The organism is Bacillus sp. FSL R5-0286, from assembly GCF_038593245.1.
Classification (GTDB): Bacteria; Bacillota; Bacilli; order Bacillales; family Bacillaceae; genus Bacillus; species Bacillus altitudinis.
In genome coordinates this window covers 77,531-94,707 of sequence record NZ_CP151977.1, presented here as the reverse complement: position 1 = coordinate 94,707, position 17,177 = coordinate 77,531, and the positions used below count along the sequence as shown (strand labels likewise).

General features: G+C 43.1%; 16 protein-coding genes and 1 rRNA gene. All 17 read right to left on the bottom strand.

The window, feature by feature from the left end; translation table 11 throughout:
- Positions 1 to 43: 43 nt before the first annotated feature.
- The 17 genes from NST24_RS00495 to tilS all read right to left on the bottom strand — a co-directional run bounded on the left by NST24_RS00495 (position 44) and on the right by tilS (position 17,166).
- A 16S ribosomal RNA gene (locus NST24_RS00495) occupies positions 44 to 1,592 on the bottom strand.
- A 342-nt stretch (positions 1,593 to 1,934) separates the two neighbouring features.
- On the bottom strand, positions 1,935 to 3,434 hold the full coding sequence (gene lysS / locus NST24_RS00490) for a lysine--tRNA ligase (RefSeq protein ID WP_024719373.1): 1,500 nt from the start codon (positions 3,432 to 3,434) through the stop codon (positions 1,935 to 1,937).
- A 90-nt stretch (positions 3,435 to 3,524) separates the two neighbouring features.
- Positions 3,525 to 4,526: a tRNA dihydrouridine synthase DusB gene (dusB, locus tag NST24_RS00485; RefSeq protein ID WP_008341796.1), complete on the bottom strand. Its 1,002-nt coding sequence runs from the start codon at positions 4,524 to 4,526 to the stop codon at positions 3,525 to 3,527.
- Positions 4,519 to 4,752, bottom strand: a complete 234-nt coding sequence (locus NST24_RS00480; protein WP_008341798.1) for a helix-turn-helix transcriptional regulator — start codon at positions 4,750 to 4,752, stop codon at positions 4,519 to 4,521. The genes dusB and NST24_RS00480 overlap by 8 nt, the downstream gene beginning before the upstream one ends.
- The gene (folK, locus tag NST24_RS00475) at positions 4,704 to 5,207 is read right to left on the bottom strand and encodes a 2-amino-4-hydroxy-6-hydroxymethyldihydropteridine diphosphokinase (RefSeq protein WP_335350731.1); all 504 of its coding nucleotides are present in this window, start codon (positions 5,205 to 5,207) and stop codon (positions 4,704 to 4,706) included. The genes NST24_RS00480 and folK overlap by 49 nt, the downstream gene beginning before the upstream one ends.
- Entirely contained in the window at positions 5,204 to 5,566 is a 363-nt protein-coding gene (gene folB / locus NST24_RS00470) for a dihydroneopterin aldolase (protein WP_125590994.1), read from the bottom strand. The genes folK and folB overlap by 4 nt, the downstream gene beginning before the upstream one ends.
- A complete protein-coding gene (gene folP, locus NST24_RS00465) occupies positions 5,559 to 6,416 on the bottom strand; it encodes a dihydropteroate synthase (RefSeq protein WP_024719371.1) in 858 nt (285 codons plus the stop codon). The genes folB and folP overlap by 8 nt, the downstream gene beginning before the upstream one ends.
- 9 nt (positions 6,417 to 6,425) lie before the next feature.
- Positions 6,426 to 7,274 (bottom strand): aminodeoxychorismate lyase, encoded by an 849-nt coding sequence (gene pabC / locus NST24_RS00460; RefSeq protein WP_342462170.1) that lies wholly within the window; start codon positions 7,272 to 7,274, stop codon positions 6,426 to 6,428.
- A complete protein-coding gene (gene pabA / locus NST24_RS00455) occupies positions 7,271 to 7,864 on the bottom strand; it encodes an aminodeoxychorismate/anthranilate synthase component II (protein ID WP_008341810.1) in 594 nt (197 codons plus the stop codon). Before pabA ends, pabC begins: the two co-directional genes overlap by 4 nt.
- A gap of 13 nt (positions 7,865 to 7,877) precedes the next feature.
- Positions 7,878 to 9,296, bottom strand: coding sequence for an anthranilate synthase component I family protein (locus tag NST24_RS00450; protein ID WP_342462169.1), 1,419 nt, complete (start codon positions 9,294 to 9,296; stop codon positions 7,878 to 7,880).
- Positions 9,297 to 9,420: 124 nt separating this feature from the next.
- A complete protein-coding gene (gene cysK / locus NST24_RS00445) occupies positions 9,421 to 10,344 on the bottom strand; it encodes a cysteine synthase A (protein WP_017359310.1) in 924 nt (307 codons plus the stop codon).
- A gap of 77 nt (positions 10,345 to 10,421) precedes the next feature.
- Entirely contained in the window at positions 10,422 to 11,324 is a 903-nt protein-coding gene (locus NST24_RS00440; RefSeq protein WP_342462621.1) for a peptidyl-prolyl cis-trans isomerase, read from the bottom strand.
- A 52-nt stretch (positions 11,325 to 11,376) separates the two neighbouring features.
- Positions 11,377 to 12,252: an Hsp33 family molecular chaperone HslO gene (gene hslO / locus NST24_RS00435; protein WP_007496169.1), complete on the bottom strand. Its 876-nt coding sequence runs from the start codon at positions 12,250 to 12,252 to the stop codon at positions 11,377 to 11,379.
- 14 nt (positions 12,253 to 12,266) lie between these two features.
- Complete coding sequence (locus tag NST24_RS00430; RefSeq protein ID WP_008341820.1) at positions 12,267 to 13,043, bottom strand: type III pantothenate kinase; 777 nt, start codon at positions 13,041 to 13,043, stop codon at positions 12,267 to 12,269.
- Between the two features lie 164 nt (positions 13,044 to 13,207).
- Positions 13,208 to 15,112, bottom strand: coding sequence for an ATP-dependent zinc metalloprotease FtsH (gene ftsH, locus NST24_RS00425; RefSeq protein WP_024719367.1), 1,905 nt, complete (start codon positions 15,110 to 15,112; stop codon positions 13,208 to 13,210).
- Between the two features lie 95 nt (positions 15,113 to 15,207).
- On the bottom strand, positions 15,208 to 15,747 hold the full coding sequence (hpt, locus tag NST24_RS00420) for a hypoxanthine phosphoribosyltransferase (RefSeq protein ID WP_007496175.1): 540 nt from the start codon (positions 15,745 to 15,747) through the stop codon (positions 15,208 to 15,210).
- 15 nt (positions 15,748 to 15,762) lie between these two features.
- Positions 15,763 to 17,166 (bottom strand): tRNA lysidine(34) synthetase TilS, encoded by a 1,404-nt coding sequence (gene tilS / locus NST24_RS00415; RefSeq protein ID WP_342462168.1) that lies wholly within the window; start codon positions 17,164 to 17,166, stop codon positions 15,763 to 15,765.
- Positions 17,167 to 17,177: the final 11 nt, after the last annotated feature.

The following is a 17,177-nucleotide window of genomic DNA, read 5'->3' as shown; positions in this document are numbered from 1 at the left end:
ACTAAACAAGACGAAAAACGTACGCTGCTCCATATATCCTTAGAAAGGAGGTGATCCAGCCGCACCTTCCGATACGGCTACCTTGTTACGACTTCACCCCAATCATCTGCCCCACCTTCGGCGGCTGGCTCCATAAAGGTTACCTCACCGACTTCGGGTGTTGCAAACTCTCGTGGTGTGACGGGCGGTGTGTACAAGGCCCGGGAACGTATTCACCGCGGCATGCTGATCCGCGATTACTAGCGATTCCAGCTTCACGCAGTCGAGTTGCAGACTGCGATCCGAACTGAGAACAGATTTGTGGGATTGGCTAAACCTTGCGGTCTCGCAGCCCTTTGTTCTGTCCATTGTAGCACGTGTGTAGCCCAGGTCATAAGGGGCATGATGATTTGACGTCATCCCCACCTTCCTCCGGTTTGTCACCGGCAGTCACCTTAGAGTGCCCAACTGAATGCTGGCAACTAAGATCAAGGGTTGCGCTCGTTGCGGGACTTAACCCAACATCTCACGACACGAGCTGACGACAACCATGCACCACCTGTCACTCTGTCCCCGAAGGGAAAGCCCTATCTCTAGGGTTGTCAGAGGATGTCAAGACCTGGTAAGGTTCTTCGCGTTGCTTCGAATTAAACCACATGCTCCACCGCTTGTGCGGGCCCCCGTCAATTCCTTTGAGTTTCAGTCTTGCGACCGTACTCCCCAGGCGGAGTGCTTAATGCGTTAGCTGCAGCACTAAGGGGCGGAAACCCCCTAACACTTAGCACTCATCGTTTACGGCGTGGACTACCAGGGTATCTAATCCTGTTCGCTCCCCACGCTTTCGCTCCTCAGCGTCAGTTACAGACCAGAGAGTCGCCTTCGCCACTGGTGTTCCTCCACATCTCTACGCATTTCACCGCTACACGTGGAATTCCACTCTCCTCTTCTGCACTCAAGTTTCCCAGTTTCCAATGACCCTCCCCGGTTGAGCCGGGGGCTTTCACATCAGACTTAAGAAACCGCCTGCGAGCCCTTTACGCCCAATAATTCCGGACAACGCTTGCCACCTACGTATTACCGCGGCTGCTGGCACGTAGTTAGCCGTGGCTTTCTGGTTAGGTACCGTCAAGGTGCAAGCAGTTACTCTTGCACTTGTTCTTCCCTAACAACAGAGCTTTACGATCCGAAAACCTTCATCACTCACGCGGCGTTGCTCCGTCAGACTTTCGTCCATTGCGGAAGATTCCCTACTGCTGCCTCCCGTAGGAGTCTGGGCCGTGTCTCAGTCCCAGTGTGGCCGATCACCCTCTCAGGTCGGCTACGCATCGTCGCCTTGGTGAGCCGTTACCTCACCAACTAGCTAATGCGCCGCGGGTCCATCTGTAAGTGACAGCCGAAACCGTCTTTCATCCTTGAACCATGCGGTTCAAGGAACTATCCGGTATTAGCTCCGGTTTCCCGGAGTTATCCCAGTCTTACAGGCAGGTTACCCACGTGTTACTCACCCGTCCGCCGCTAACATCCGGGAGCAAGCTCCCTTCTGTCCGCTCGACTTGCATGTATTAGGCACGCCGCCAGCGTTCGTCCTGAGCCAGGATCAAACTCTCCGAAAAAGTACAAAACCGAAGTTTTGCTTTTCGCCAGTTTGACTGACTACCTATGATGTATCATAGGATTTTTTTATAAAAACTCGAATTAACAGGTACGTTTTGTCTTGTTTAGTTTTCAAAGATCATTTTCGTTATCGCTCGTAAGCGACTTTAATATCTTAACATTTCGCTTTGGTTGAAGTCAAGAACTTTTTTCATTTTCTTTTTTCAACCTCGTTGCTGTTTTGCGGCAACGAATAATAATATACCATCTGGATTCTTTTCTTGCAATAGTTTTTTTGAAAAAAGTTTCATTTTATGAAAAATAAAAAGCGCCACAGATCAAATGGCGCTTTTGTTGATATATTAACGGTTTCTCATTTGCGGGAAAAGCAGTACATCTCTGATTGATGGAGAATTTGTTAGCAGCATGATTAATCGGTCGATACCGATTCCTAGTCCGCCTGTTGGCGGCATGCCATATTCTAATGCTTCAACAAAATCGTCATCCATGAGATGCGCTTCGTCATTTCCTTCTTCGCGTTCTTTTAATTGAGCTTCAAAGCGTTCTCTTTGGTCGATTGGATCATTCAGTTCAGTGAATGCATTTGCATGCTCGCGACGCACGATGAATAGCTCAAAGCGGTCCGTGAAGCGCGGGTCTTCAGGATTTTTCTTAGCTAATGGAGAAATCTCAACTGGGTGCCCGTAAATAAAGGTAGGCTGAACCAGTGTTTCTTCTACTTTTTGCTCGAAGAACTCATTGATAATATGACCTACTGTCATGTTTTTTGTGATTTCAACATCGTGATCAGCAGCATGCTGTTTTGCTTCTTCTACAGACATCTCCTGCCAGAAGTCTACACCTGTTGCTTCTTTGACTGCTTCAACCATATGGAGTCTCTTCCATTCAGGTTTTAGATCAATTTGATCTTCTCCATATTGAATTGTTGTTGTTCCCAGCACCTCTTGGGCAATATGAGCAATCAAGTTTTCCGTTAGGTTCATGATGTCTTTATAGTCTGCATATGCTTCATACAGCTCAATCATAGTAAATTCCGGGTTATGACGAGTTGAGACTCCTTCATTACGGAATACGCGACCAATCTCGTATACTTTCTCTAGACCACCGACAATTAGACGTTTTAAATGCAGCTCGATCGCAATACGCATATAAAGCGGCATATCAAGTGCATTGTGATGAGTAATGAAAGGACGAGCTGATGCACCACCAGGGATGCTATGCATTGTTGGTGTTTCAACTTCTAGGTATCCTTTTGAATCTAAGTATCTTCTCATTGATTGAATGATTTTGCTTCGCATGATGAACGTCTGCTTACTTTCTGGATTGACAATCAGGTCAAGGTAACGCTGACGATAGCGTTGTTCTACATCTTTTAGTCCGTGATATTTATCAGGAAGCGGGCGAAGTGCTTTTGTAAGAACCTCAAAACTAGTCGCTTTAATTGAAAGTTCTCCTACATTCGTTTTAAATACGGTTCCTGTCACGCCGATAATGTCGCCTAGGTCCGAGCTTTTGAATAATTCGTAAGCTTCTTCTCCTACACTATCTTTACGCACATAGATTTGAATTTGTCCTTCTAAGTCTTGAATGTGTGCAAAGCCAGCTTTCCCTTTTCCGCGTTTTGTCATCATACGGCCAGCAATTGTTACTTGAGCTGCTTTTTCTTCTAAGTCTTCTTTTGAAAACTCGTCATATTCAGCAATAATTTGTGCGGATTGATGAGAACGGTCATATCGTTCACCGAATGGATCGATACCCTCTTCTCTCATTTTATTCATTTTGTCACGTCTTACTTGGAATTGATCATTTAATTCTTCGTTATTAAGCCCTTCATTACTCATTTATATCACTCCAATAATTTATTTTGCAGAGAAAAGCAGAAAAACTGCCAGTACGTGCACTAGCAGTGAGCTACAAAAAGAAAGATAGTCTTATCCTACTTTTATTCTTTGAAGCTCTTTTGCCTCGGCTTCGATCGTAAAGTCATCTAGAACTTTTACAAGCTCCGCTCTCGTTTCACTTTGATTGATTTGGTTTCTTACATCAGCATTGCCTCGGACACCTTTTAAGTACCATGCTGCATGTTTTCTCATTTCTCTGACAGCCACATGCTCGCCTTTCAGGTCTATGAGTCTGTCTAAGTGAAGTTTGCACACAGACATTTTCTCACGCACATTAGGCTCTTCTTTTAGTTCACCCGTTTCTAAATAATGAACCGTCCGGTAAATCATCCACGGGTTTCCTAGTGCGGCTCTTCCGATCATGACAGCATCTGCACCCGTTTCATCAAGCATACGTTTTGCATCTTGAGGGGTTTTGACATCTCCATTGCCGATGACTGGAATGGAAACAGATTGTTTGACCTCTTTTATAATATCCCAATTCGCTGTTCCTTCGTACATCTGCACACGTGTCCGTCCGTGAAGCGCAACCGCTTGTCCACCTGCTCGTTCAACAGCACGGGCATTGTCGATAGCGAAGATATGGTCTTCGTCCCAGCCCATTCTCATTTTCACAGTAACAGGTTTATCTACAGCTTCTACGACTGCGGATACCATTTCGTAAATCTTGTTTGGATCCAGCAGCCATTTCGCTCCTGCGTCACATTTCGTGATCTTTGGTACAGGACATCCCATATTAATATCAATAATGTCCGCCGTTGTATTCTGGTCTACAAACTTGGCCGCTTCTACGAGCGTGTCCTTTTCTCCCCCAAATATCTGAAGGCTCAACGGTTTTTCACGTTCATCAATGTACAGCATGCCCATCGTTCTGGCATTATTAATCAAGATCGCTTTGTCACTGACCATTTCAGCGCAGACTAAGCCCGCTCCAAACTCTTTCACCGTGAGTCTGAAAGCAGAGTTACACACACCAGCCATTGGTGCGAGCACTACTTTGTTTTTAATTTCGATATCTCCGATTTTAAACATCATGTCCCCTCCTTTCTTCTTCAAGAATTGGTGAAAGTTCTTCCACCGTTATATTTAAAGCATCTGCTATTTGACCAACCATTTGGTTTGTTGGTAATCGATTGCCTCGCTCAATTTCCCCTAAGACAGAGACAGAGATGCCCAGTCTTTTGGCGAACCCTTCCTGAGTATACCCTTTTAGCTTTCGGTATGCACGAATTCTTCTACCCCACATGTCTTTTTCCATATGCTTACACCTTCTTGGTCTGTTACGGCGTTTATCTGGGCTTCGCCGATTTCTGGGCAAATCTCACTCATCGGAACAAGAACGAATAAACGTTCGTACATTCTAGGATGCGGCACTACAAGTTGTTCTGTTTCAATATTTTCACGATTATAAAGTAAAATGTCAAGGTCAGCCGTCCGTGGACCCCACCTCACTTCTCTTGTTCTGCCCAACTCCTGCTCAATGTTCTGAGTCAGTGATAGAAGTTCTTCAGGACGAAGCGAGGTAGAAATCTTCACAGCCATGTTCAAGAAGTCATCCTGATTCTCGTAGCCTACAGGTGTTGTCTCATATATAGATGAAATGGAATCAACTTGAACATCTGGATGTTCGTGAAGTTTTTTGACAGCTTCTTTTAAGTAGGTTTCTTTTTTTCCTATGTTTGAGCCTAAAGCGATATATGCTGTATTGTTCATGCGCGTGATCTCGTCATTTCAATGGCAACGGACTGATAGTGTCCTGGAATTGGCGGATCTGGTTTGATTACTTTTACTGTACATTCTTGAACTGTCGGAAAGTCCTTTAACACTTGATTTGCAATTCTTTCTGTCAGCGTTTCAACGAGGTTCACTGGGGCCCCTTCTACAATATTTTTGCAGATGTTGTAGAGCTCAGCATAGTTGATGGTCTCATTTAGGTCATCCGTTTGTCCTGCCTTACTTAAATCAAGTGAAGCTGTTAGGTCCACACGAAAGCGCTGGCCTAGTTTATTCTCTTCTGCAAATACACCGTGATAGCCGTAAAATTCCATTCCGTTTACATATACTTTATCGATGATAAGCGCCTCCTTTATTCAGCATGGCATCCATCATTTTTGCCATTCTTGCGATTTCTTTTACATCGTGCACTCGGACCATCGCGCTGCCCTTTTGAATCCCAAGACAGACCGTTGCACCCGTTCCTTCAGTACGTTCTTCAGGCGGCAGGTCTAAAACTGCACCGATGAATCGTTTGCGGGATGTTGCTAGAAGCAGCGGATACCCTAGGTGGCAAAAATGTTCAAGTTCATTCATGACCATGAGGTTGTCAGTTTTATTTTTCGCAAATCCTACACCAGGGTCTAATATAATCATGTCATCACGGACACCCGCTTGTTTTACAATTTGAACACTTTCTTTCAGATCTGCAATCATATCTGAAATCAGATGGGTGTAATTCCGCTCTGGTCGATTGTGCATTAAGATGATTGGCACGTTGTGCTTCGCTGCCACATGCGCCATTTGAGGATCAGCTTTCGCCCCCCATACATCATTAATGATTGAGGCTCCCGCTTTCACTGCCTCATCTGCGACATGGGCTTTATACGTATCAATAGAAATAGGTATGTCCAATTCTTTTGTGATCTTCTCAATGACAGGAATGACCCTTGAAAGCTCCTCTTGCTCTGAGACAAGTGCCGCTCCCGGCCGAGTCGATTCACCGCCAATATCAATAATATGCGCCCCATCTTCTATGAGTTGCGTTGCATGAGCCAGCGCTTTATCAATTTGATTGAATTTTCCTCCATCTGAAAAAGAGTCCGGTGTGACATTTAAAATGCCCATGACCAATGTCTTCTCTTCATAACTAAGGGTATGGTGCTTGGCTTGTATGATTTTAGGCTGTTTTATCAATTGTTGTGTCATTGTGTCCACCTACTCTTTATGTTCTAGACGTTCTTTTGTATATTCTGTTCTCAGCTTGGTCGAAATCGTTCGGTTGTGGTTTTGCAGGACGGTGTCTCCGATATTTTTAAAAGGCACAATTCCCTGAACCGAATTGGTCATCCACGCCTCATCAGCTGAGAGCAAGTGTGAGAGTGGATATCTTCCTTCTATTAGTGGGATCCCCGAAGCTTGCAGCGTTTCGATACAATATCGACGGGTAACCCCGTTTAAAATGCCGGTATCAAGTGAAGGTGTATAGATCACATCTTTTTTTCGCCAAAATAGATTTGACGTAATTCCTTCTGCCACATCGTCTTCTTTTGTTAAAAAGATCCCTTCTACAGACGGATCGTTCCCTACTTCTCTTTTCGCCAGCAGGTTGTTCATGTAATGATGCGACTTGAGCCGTCTTGGACCTTCCGGTGTGTTTCTTCTTGTATCAAGAATGATTCCCTGTTTTTCATCTACTATTGATTCAGGCCGAAATGGGGAGATCATCACAAAAACAACAGGCTCCTCATAAGGGTCTGCAAAAAATCCATTGCCTCTGCCCGCAGAAACATTGAAGCGGATCCTCGCATGACCGTCCGTTATTTGGTTTTGATTGAATAATGTATGAATGATGTCGAGTACAAATGGTTTCTCTATTGTGGATTCGATGCAAAGGTCACGCAATGATTGATTGAGCCTTTCAAGATGCCAGTCTAACAAGAAGACTTGTCCTGCTAGAGAGGTAAATGTTTCGAATACACCGATGCCATATAGAAAACCATGATCAAAAGGAGAAAGAGTCGCGTCTTTCTCCTCTATATACTGACCGTTCAGGTAAATGATCATGCGTTTACTTCATTCCCCTTTTTACGATAGGTTTCAATGAAATTTCTGAGCATTTCCTTACCGAAGGATGTCATAATTGATTCTGGATGGAATTGAACACTTTCAATCGGAAGTTCTTTATGGCGAATGGCCATGAGTTCGCCTTCCTTTGTGCTCGCTGTTCTGACAAAGCACTCCGGCAGCGTCTCGTCTTTAACAATTAATGAATGATATCTCGTTGCGACGAGCGGATTTTGGAGTCCCGTGAAGACACCTTTGCCGTCGTGTTCAATCTCTGATGTTTTCCCATGCATTAACCGCTCCGCACGAATGACGTCTCCACCAAATACTTGTGCAATGGATTGATGACCTAAGCAGACACCGAAGATCGGAATCTTCCCAGCAAAATGTTTGATCGCTTCCATACTAATTCCTGCTTCATCCGGACTGCAAGGTCCTGGAGAAATCATCAGAAAGTCTGGCTTGAGCTCTTCGATTTCTTGAATAGTGACTTGATCGTTTCGTTTTACAATCAGTTCTTCTCCAAGCTCACCTAAATACTGGACCAGGTTGTACGTAAATGAATCGTAATTATCAATCATTAATATCATACTCTGCTCACCTCTAACTCAAAATAGTCTCTTCTTTGCTCAACTGTAATGCTTTTTTCACTGCATAGGCTTTTTTAATCGATTCTTTGTATTCGTGCTTTGGTACAGAATCGATGACAATGCCTGCACCTGACTGCATGAAGGCTCTGCCCCCTGTACAATAAGCCGTGCGAATGACGATATTAAAATGCATATCTTGATTGAATCCAAACCAGCCTATAGATCCAGTATAAAGCCCACGCCTTGTCGGCTCAAGCTCTTCTATGATTTCCATTGTTCTCACTTTTGGCGCACCTGTAATTGTGCCGCCTGGGAATACAGCTCTCATGACATCTACTGCATCACAATCATCACGTAGCTCCCCTTGGACATTTGATACAATGTGCATCACGTGTGAATATTTCTCAATGGCCATAAACTCGTTCACCTTGACTGAGCCATAAGTAGACACTCGTCCAAGATCATTCCGCTCAAGATCAACGAGCATCACATGTTCTGCACGTTCTTTTTCATCTTCAATGAGTTCTTTTGCCAGCGCTTGATCTTCCGCATCATCCTTGCCTCTTGATCTTGTGCCAGCGATCGGTCTTGTTTCGAGCTGAATGCCTTTTTTCTTAATAAGCAGCTCTGGAGATCCACAGACAATTTGGAAATCTGGCGTGTGCAGATATGACATATATGGAGATGGATTCACGTGACGTAATGTTTTGTATAAATGATATGGGTGGGTATGAAGCTGTTCATCTTGTCTAATGGATAGGTTCACTTGGAACACGTCACCGTTTGCGATATATTGTTTAATCGTTTCTACAGCTTCCCCGAAAGCTTCTTCAGTAAAAGGTGCAGCAGGTACACATTCCGAAGGAGACACATTGACAGGTGAATGTGCTGATTCTTCTGATGTGCTTGTCCAGCTTTGCTTTAATTCTTCGAGTCTTTGATGAACTTCACTGATAGGTTCATCTCCTTCTGTATGAGTGATCAGCCAGAGGGCATCTTTATTATGATCAAAGACAGCGACATCATTGAATACGAGGAAATACAAATCAGGCGTCTTCAAATCATCGATGGACAGCATTTTAAAATGCTCGATATATCTTGCGTAATCATAGCTTAAAAATCCAATCGCTCCACCTTGGAAGTCAGGGTATTCGTCGTTCGTTTCGGTTTGTAGGGTTTGAAACCAATCAGCAAATGCCCTAAAAGGATCTCCCTCTTTGAACAACACCTCATTCTGATAATGGATGGTGGTCATCCCGTCCTTCCCTTTCGCTTTAGCGATCGGATGAATGCCGGCAATACTGTATTCTCCGCCACGTGCACTTTCAAGAAGGACGTGATGTGATTCATGAGTCGTTAATTGTTCGTATCGTTTCAAGAATGCATCTTTCGTAAAAGGAATTTTGATGCCCATCGGCCTACGTTGTGTCATGTAATCATCCTTTTTTATTTTCATTAATCTTATTGTAATGCAATCCATTTTAATTAGAAAATAGTATTTGCTTTCCATCTTCAGAATTCATGAAAAAACCCCAGCAAATGCTGGGGTGTATTGTTTAATCAAATTGATAAAGCGGCGTACTAAGGTAACGTTCACCGTTACTTGGAATAATCGCTAGAACCTTTTTCCCTTTACCAAGCTTCTTCGCTGTTTGAAGCGCTGCATAAATGGCTGCTCCTGAAGATATACCACCAAGGATTCCTTCTTCTTTCGCTGCCTTTCTTGCAAGTTCAAATGCATCTTCGTTTTTCACTTGGATAATGCCGTCATATACTTCTGTGTTCAAGATAGATGGAACAAACCCTGCTCCGATGCCTTGAATTTTATGCGGACCTGGTTTCCCGCCTGATAGTACAGGAGAATCTGTTGGTTCTACCGCATAAAGCTGAATAGATGGAATGGCTTCTTTCAGGACTTCACCAGCACCTGTAATCGTACCACCCGTACCAACTCCTGCAATAAATGCATCAAGTTCGCCGTCAAACTGTTCAAGAATCTCTTTCCCTGTTGTGCGGCGGTGAATCTCAGCGTTGGCTTCATTGCTGAACTGCTGAGGCATGAAGTATCCGTGCTCTTCCGCTAATTCTTCTGCTTTTTTGATGGCACCTTTCATTCCTTCTGCACCCGGTGTTAAGACAAGCTCTGCACCGTAAGCGCGTAAAAGGTTGCGGCGCTCCTGACTCATTGTATCCGGCATAACTAAAATCGCATTGATTCCTTTTGCAGCCGCGACCATCGCAAGACCGATTCCTGTGTTTCCACTTGTAGGCTCAATGAGTGTGTCGCCAGCTTTTAATGTACCTTTTGCTTCAGCATCTTCGATCATCGCTAACGCAATACGATCTTTTACACTGCTGCCTGGGTTCATATATTCAAGTTTCAAGTAGACATCCGCACTGTCTTCATCTACTAAACGGTTTAATTTAACGACTGGTGTATTTCCTATTAGTTCAAAAACTGAATTTGCAATACGAGCCATCACTAACACCTCTATCTCCGAGTAATTTTATTGTATTAATATTAAATTATCAATTTCGAAAAATTTTGTCAATGCTTTTAGTCCTGCTCTCCATCGTAAAACCATGTGACTTTTGCTTCTTTCCACAGGGTTTTGACATTCGCCTTTTCACCCAGATCTTCCATGGCGATCTGTCTTTTGATCTGATCTTTGACTTCTTCATAAGAGAAGGAGCGGCCATTTAATTTTTCTTTTAATTGTATGATGGCATAACCGTTTTTGATCTCGATCGGCTCTTTCGTCCATTCATCTGGCTGAAGCTTTTGGGCTTCTTGTATGTATAGGGCTGGAATGCTTTCTTGCTCTTCTGTGACAAACCCAAGATCTCCGCCGTAAGGAGAGGTATATCGATCGGTGGATCGTTCAGCTGCTACAGCTTCGAAACTAGATCCGCCCTTTAAATCTTTTAATACACTTTGTGCCTCGTCTTTTGTTTTCACAACAATGTGGCGAATTCGGTATGAGTCATCATATTGATACAAGTCTTTGTTTTTTTCATAAAAGGATTTGGCTTCTTTTTCAGAAACGACCGCATCTCTCGTTAGAAGCTGTTCTAATAAAATTTGATAACGAATCTGCTCTTTCCATTCTTTTCCACTTGTATGACCGTCTTCGTAGAAATTATTAGATACCGCTTTCAGCATCAGCAGCTCACGATTGATCTCTTTTGGAGATACCTCCAGCTTGTTTTCTTTCGCAAGTTGATTGACTACCTTCTGATTAATCATTTGTTCAAGTGTTGCCTTTCCGTAGCGGTCTTCCATTTTCTTTAACCATTCTTGACGTGTGACTTTCTCTTTCCCAATAGAAGCAATTTCTTCACCGCTCTTCCCATTTGAAGAAGCCTGCGACATTTGTGACTTTGTTAATACATATGCAATGACAACGGCATTAATCATGAGCAGAACGAGGATAAATGTCCATACCACTCTTGCTTTCAGTCTCATCTTTCGTCTCCTTTCCATTCTAAAAAGAAAACCCGCTGCTTAGAGCTTAGCGGGTTATTTCTTCACGTAGCTCTTCTAGCTCTTCTTTTGTAAATACATACGTTTCGTTACAAAAATGGCATTGAGCTTCTGCTTGTCCGTCTTGTTCAATCATATCCTCAATTTCGGCTTTCCCTAGGCTGATAATACCGTTGGCAAACCGTTCTTTTGAGCAGTTACAAGAAAATTCGACAGGTACAGTTTCTAAGATTTGAGGTTTTTCACCGAGCACTTCTTCTAAAATTTCTTCAGGAGTCATCCCTTTTTCAATCAGTTTAGAGATCGGTTCAATGGTTGATAATCTCTTTTCGAGTCTTTCGATGACTGCATCTTCTGTTCCAGGCAGCAATTGAATGATGAAACCGCCTGCTGCAAGGATCGAGTTGTCTGGATTGACAAGAACACCCACACCTACAGAGGATGGCACTTGTTCAGAGGAGACCAGGTAATAAGTAAAGTCATCTCCAATTTCACCTGAGACAATTTCCGTTTGCCCTGTAAAGTGGTCTTTCAGTCCGATATCTTTGACAACACTTAACGTTCCAGATGTTCCAACAGCACGTCTAACGTCCAGCTTCCCATGTTCATTTAAATCAAAGTGAACTTGTGGGTTTGAGACATATCCGCGCACCTGACCTTTTGCGTTTCCATCTGCAATGATGGCTCCGATCGGCCCACCGCCTTCAATTTTGACAGTTAATTTATTCTCGCCTTTCAGCATGGCTCCCATCATGACAGTCGCTGTCATGGTTCTGCCGATTGCAGCTGAAGCAGTTGGCCACGTATGGTGTCTTCTCTGCGCTTCGTTGATTGTATCTGTTGTGTTCGCAGCATACGCACGGACTTTCCCGTCATATGCTAACGCTTTAACTAAATAATCCATTTTGATTAAACCTCCTATAATACACCGACACGATTACGTTCATAAATTAATTGGAGTCCTTTTAATGTGAGGAACGGATCGACAATATCAATACAGTCTGATTCATTTCCAATCAATGTAGACAAACCGCCTGTTGCAATGACTTTCGGTGTTTGTTTGGCTTGCTGCTTCATCCGTTTCACTATGCCCTCGACTTGACCAACATATCCATACAGGATACCTGATTGCATCGCACTAATCGTGTTTTTCCCTACGATATGATCCGGACGAACAATTTCAATCCTTGGCAGCTTAGCCGCTCTTGTATATAAAGCCTCTGTTGAGATGGTAATACCCGGTGCAATTGCGCCACCCATGTATTGTTTTTGTTCATTGATATAGCAGTAGGTTGTGGCTGTTCCAAAGTCTACCACAATGAGAGGCGCCCCGTACAGGTGAATGGCCGCCACTGCGTTCACAATTCGATCAGCGCCGACTTCCTTTGGATTATCACACATAATGTTTAATCCAGTCTTCATGCCAGGCCCAACGATTTGAGGAGTAATGTGAAAATACTTTTCGCACATTCTTTCCAGAGCAAACATCATTGGCGGGACAACAGAAGAAATGATAATCCCTTCTATCTGGTCAAACATCAGCCCTACATAGTCAAATAAGGATCGGATTGCCATACCAAATTCATCTTCTGTTTTATGACGGCTTGTTTCAATCCGCCAATGGTAGTTCAAATCGCCATTATGATAAACACCTAAAACGGTATTTGTGTTTCCTACATCTATCACGAGTAACAACTTCATCACCACTTTGAATAGTGTCTCAAAAAGAGCATTTTTCGACTTTCTATCATACCATACACGAATTGAGTTCCATTTGTAAACAATTCGAAACCGATCCATTCATGAATCGAAATAAAAAAAAGCTGCCGGTGAGCCCGACAGCTTTTTATAGAAGGAGATTAGATCTCCTCGTCTTCTTCTTTTTTCTTGATGTTCACTTTCACATCATCGTTTTTCTCTTCGTCATCTGCGTATACACGCTCTGGAAGCTTTCCAGTTTCGTAAAGAGATTTAATTTGTTCAGCATCTAATGTTTCCACTTCTAGAAGAGCTTGTGCGATGATTTCTAGCTTATCTTTATTCTCAGTGAGAATTTGTTTCGCACGTTCGTAGCTTTCTTTGATGAAGCGCTGAACTTCTTGGTCAATTTCATAAGCGATCGCTTCACTATAATTCGGCTCGTTGTTGAAATCACGGCCAAGGAATACTTGACCTCCTTGTGCTTGACCGAATTGTAGAGGACCAAGTTTATCAGACATACCGAATTCTGTCACCATTCTTCTTGCAATACCTGTTGCACGCTGGAAGTCGTTGTGTGCGCCTGTACTTACTTCACCAAACGTAATTTCCTCTGCAACACGGCCGCCGAGCAAGCCGACGATTTTATCAAGAAGCTCTGGCTTCGTTTGGAAATAACGGTCTTCTCTTGGAAGCATGACCGCATATCCGCCTGCCTGACCACGAGGAACGATCGTTACTTTATGCACCATATCCGCTTCGTCTAGGATAAGCCCAATGACGGTATGACCTGCTTCATGGTACGCCACGATATTACGTTCTTTCTTCGAAATGACACGGCTTTTTTTAGCCGGTCCAGCAATGACACGGTCAGTTGCTTCGTCGATATCACGCATATCAATTTTCTTTTTGTTTTGACGGGCAGCAACAAGTGCTGCTTCGTTTAGTAAGTTCTCAAGATCTGCCCCAGAGAACCCTGGTGTTCTGCTTGCAATGGCTTTCAAGTTGACTGTATCATCAAGCGGTTTGTTTTTCGCATGAACCTTCAGTACTTCTTCACGACCAATGACATCTGGGCGGTCAACCGTAATTTGACGGTCAAAACGTCCCGGACGTAGCAATGCAGGATCTAGGATATCTGCACGGTTCGTTGCAGCAATGATGATAATCCCTTCGTTGGCACTAAAACCATCCATTTCAACAAGAAGCTGGTTAAGCGTTTGTTCACGCTCATCATGACCACCGCCAAGACCTGCTCCACGCTGACGACCCACTGCATCAATCTCATCAATAAAGATTAAGCAAGGTGCATTCTTTTTCGCATTTTCAAACAAATCACGTACACGTGATGCACCGACACCGACGAACATCTCGACGAAGTCAGAACCACTGATGCTGAAGAAAGGAACGCCTGCTTCTCCTGCAGATGCTCTCGCAAGCAATGTTTTACCTGTACCTGGAGGTCCTACTAGTAAAACCCCTTTAGGGATTCTTGCGCCAAGCTCCGCAAATTTACGTGGATCTTTTAAGAATTCAACCACTTCTACGAGCTCTTGTTTTTCTTCATCCGCACCGGCAACATCTTTAAATTTCACACGTTTCTTCTCTTCTGTGTAAAGCTTCGCCTTACTCTTACCAAAGTTCATGACACGGCTTCCACCGCCTTGAGCTTGGTTCAATAAGAAGAAGAACAGGATAAAGATGATGATGAATGGAATGATGGTTGTCAGAACTTGCAGCCATCCATTTGTTTCAGGTGCTGGTTCTACTTTTACATCTGTATTCTTCAGTGCACTGTAAATTTGGTCAACTCCTTGACCGTCTGGAACGTGGGTAATGAAGTATTCATCTTTCTTCGCGCCATCTAATTGACCACGAATTTCATAAACCCCTCTTACAGGCTGGATGGAGATACTCTCCACTTTTCCCGCACTTAAATTTTGCGAAAATTTGCTGTAAGACATGTTCTCAGGCTTTTGATTAGGGGATCCTAACCAACTGACAACCCCTATCACAAGTAATAAAATAAGTATATAAAAAATCGTATTACGAAAAACCCGATTCATTCCTTACCTCCTCCCACAGTAAGCACAACTATGTTCAATAGTATCATAGAAAATCATTCCAACACAACCAATAACCTCATGTAAACGTGTGCTCATTAGCCTTCGTAAACAGATGGTTTTAACACTCCAATATACGGGAGGTTTCGGTAACGTTCGGCAAAATCCAATCCATAGCCAACAACAAATGCATCTGGTACTTCAAACCCAACATAATCTGCTTTGATGTCTGCTTTGCGGCCGCTTGGTTTATCAAGCAATGTCACAATTTTAATGGAGTTTGCTTTACGGTATCGGAAAAGCTCTACCAGATAACTCAAAGTTAACCCACTGTCGATGATATCTTCCATAATTAGAATATCTCTTCCTTCAACAGAAGTATCTAGATCTTTGATGATCTTCACTTCTCCAGAAGATACGGTAGACTTTCCGTAGCTAGATACATCCATAAAATCAAGCTCTAAATATGTATCAATGTGTTTGATCAGGTCTGCCATGAATGGAAGAGCCCCTTTCAAAACACCAATAGCCAGGGGAAATTTACCATCATAATCGCTGGTTAATGTTGCACCCAGTTCTTTCACTTTTAGCTGGATCTCTTCTTCTGAGATCAAAATCTTTTCAATATCTTGTTTCATGCTTTTGCTTGCCCCCTACAAATTTTCGTGCTGTCTATATTGTAATACAATGAGATCGCTGTTTGTCATATCAATTTCTTCAAAAACGGATTTTTTCAGACCTGGGATCCAGATGATTTGATGATCCGAGTCAGTGACGATCGGCCAGCTGTCTCTTTCTGCAAGAGGCACTTTTTTATCAATAAATATATCTTTCACCTTTTTTGATCCATTCATCCCTTTAAGTTTGATTCGATCACCATTTTTTCGTGAGCGAATGATCAAAGGAAGACGAACATGATCTTTTTGAAGCAAGAAAAAATGGTTTCCGTTCCGTGCATCCTTCGGAACATGATTTGATACCAAGATAGACTGTCCATTCGGGAGAAAAAGTTCCTCGCCAAGCTCACCTTTTAAATGATGAGTATATGACTGATCTATGACAAGCGATCGTTCAAAGGTAAACATACAGTGATCATAAGATTTGACAGCTTGTAAACCTTTTGGCAAATCTAATGATCCAGACGGTTGATCAGTATGAGATAACCAGTCCAAAGTCCCTAGAATATGCTGGTTTGAAAACGCTGATTGAGTGTTTTCATAAAGATAGTTTAATATTAGTTGAATGCCTCTTCTTTGTAAAGGCAAAGGCAGGTCAAGCAAAGGCTTCGTTTTGATCTCAATTTGCTTAGGCGTTTGATTCGTAATGACTTGATGCATTTGATCCTTTGTTAATGCCTGCAAGTACTGCTCATCCTCAGTCAGCATGTCACTTACAAACTGAAAGCTTTCATGCACATGAGGTGCCTCTTCTTTTAACACGGGAAGAACGTGTCTTCTGATCCGGTTTCTCAAGTAGTCATCGGTGTGATTGCTTTGATCAATGACATAAGGAACTTGTTCTTTTTCGCAAGCAGTGAGTACATCATCCTTAGAATATCCAATCAGCGGACGAATCAGCCACCCTTCTTGAAAAGGGCGCTTTACTTGCATACCTGCGAGTCCTATTCCAACAGTCCCTCTTGTCAGCCTCATCACCATTGTTTCTACTTGATCGTCTCCATGATGTGCAAGCGCTATAAATTGAGCGTTGTACTGTTCCATCAATTGACGAAAGAAAGCATATCTGCACTCTCTTGCAGCTGCCTGTTTGTTTAAGCGGTTTTCTTTTGCATATTGGGTGACCTGTATACGAGCCGATTCAAAAAGGATCTCATGCTCTTTACAGTACGCTTCAACAAATGCCAAATCAGCAAAGGATTCTTCTCCTCTGAACATGTGATCTACATGGGCTGCAATCAGCTGAAAGGAACCTTTTCGACGTTTGTTTAGTTCATGCAGCAAGAGCATAGAATCTGGTCCGCCAGAAACCCCGACAATGACTGTCGTATTTTCAAGGAAAACATCATGTTTTTTCAAAAAAGATTCAATTCTATTCACAACTTCCTCCT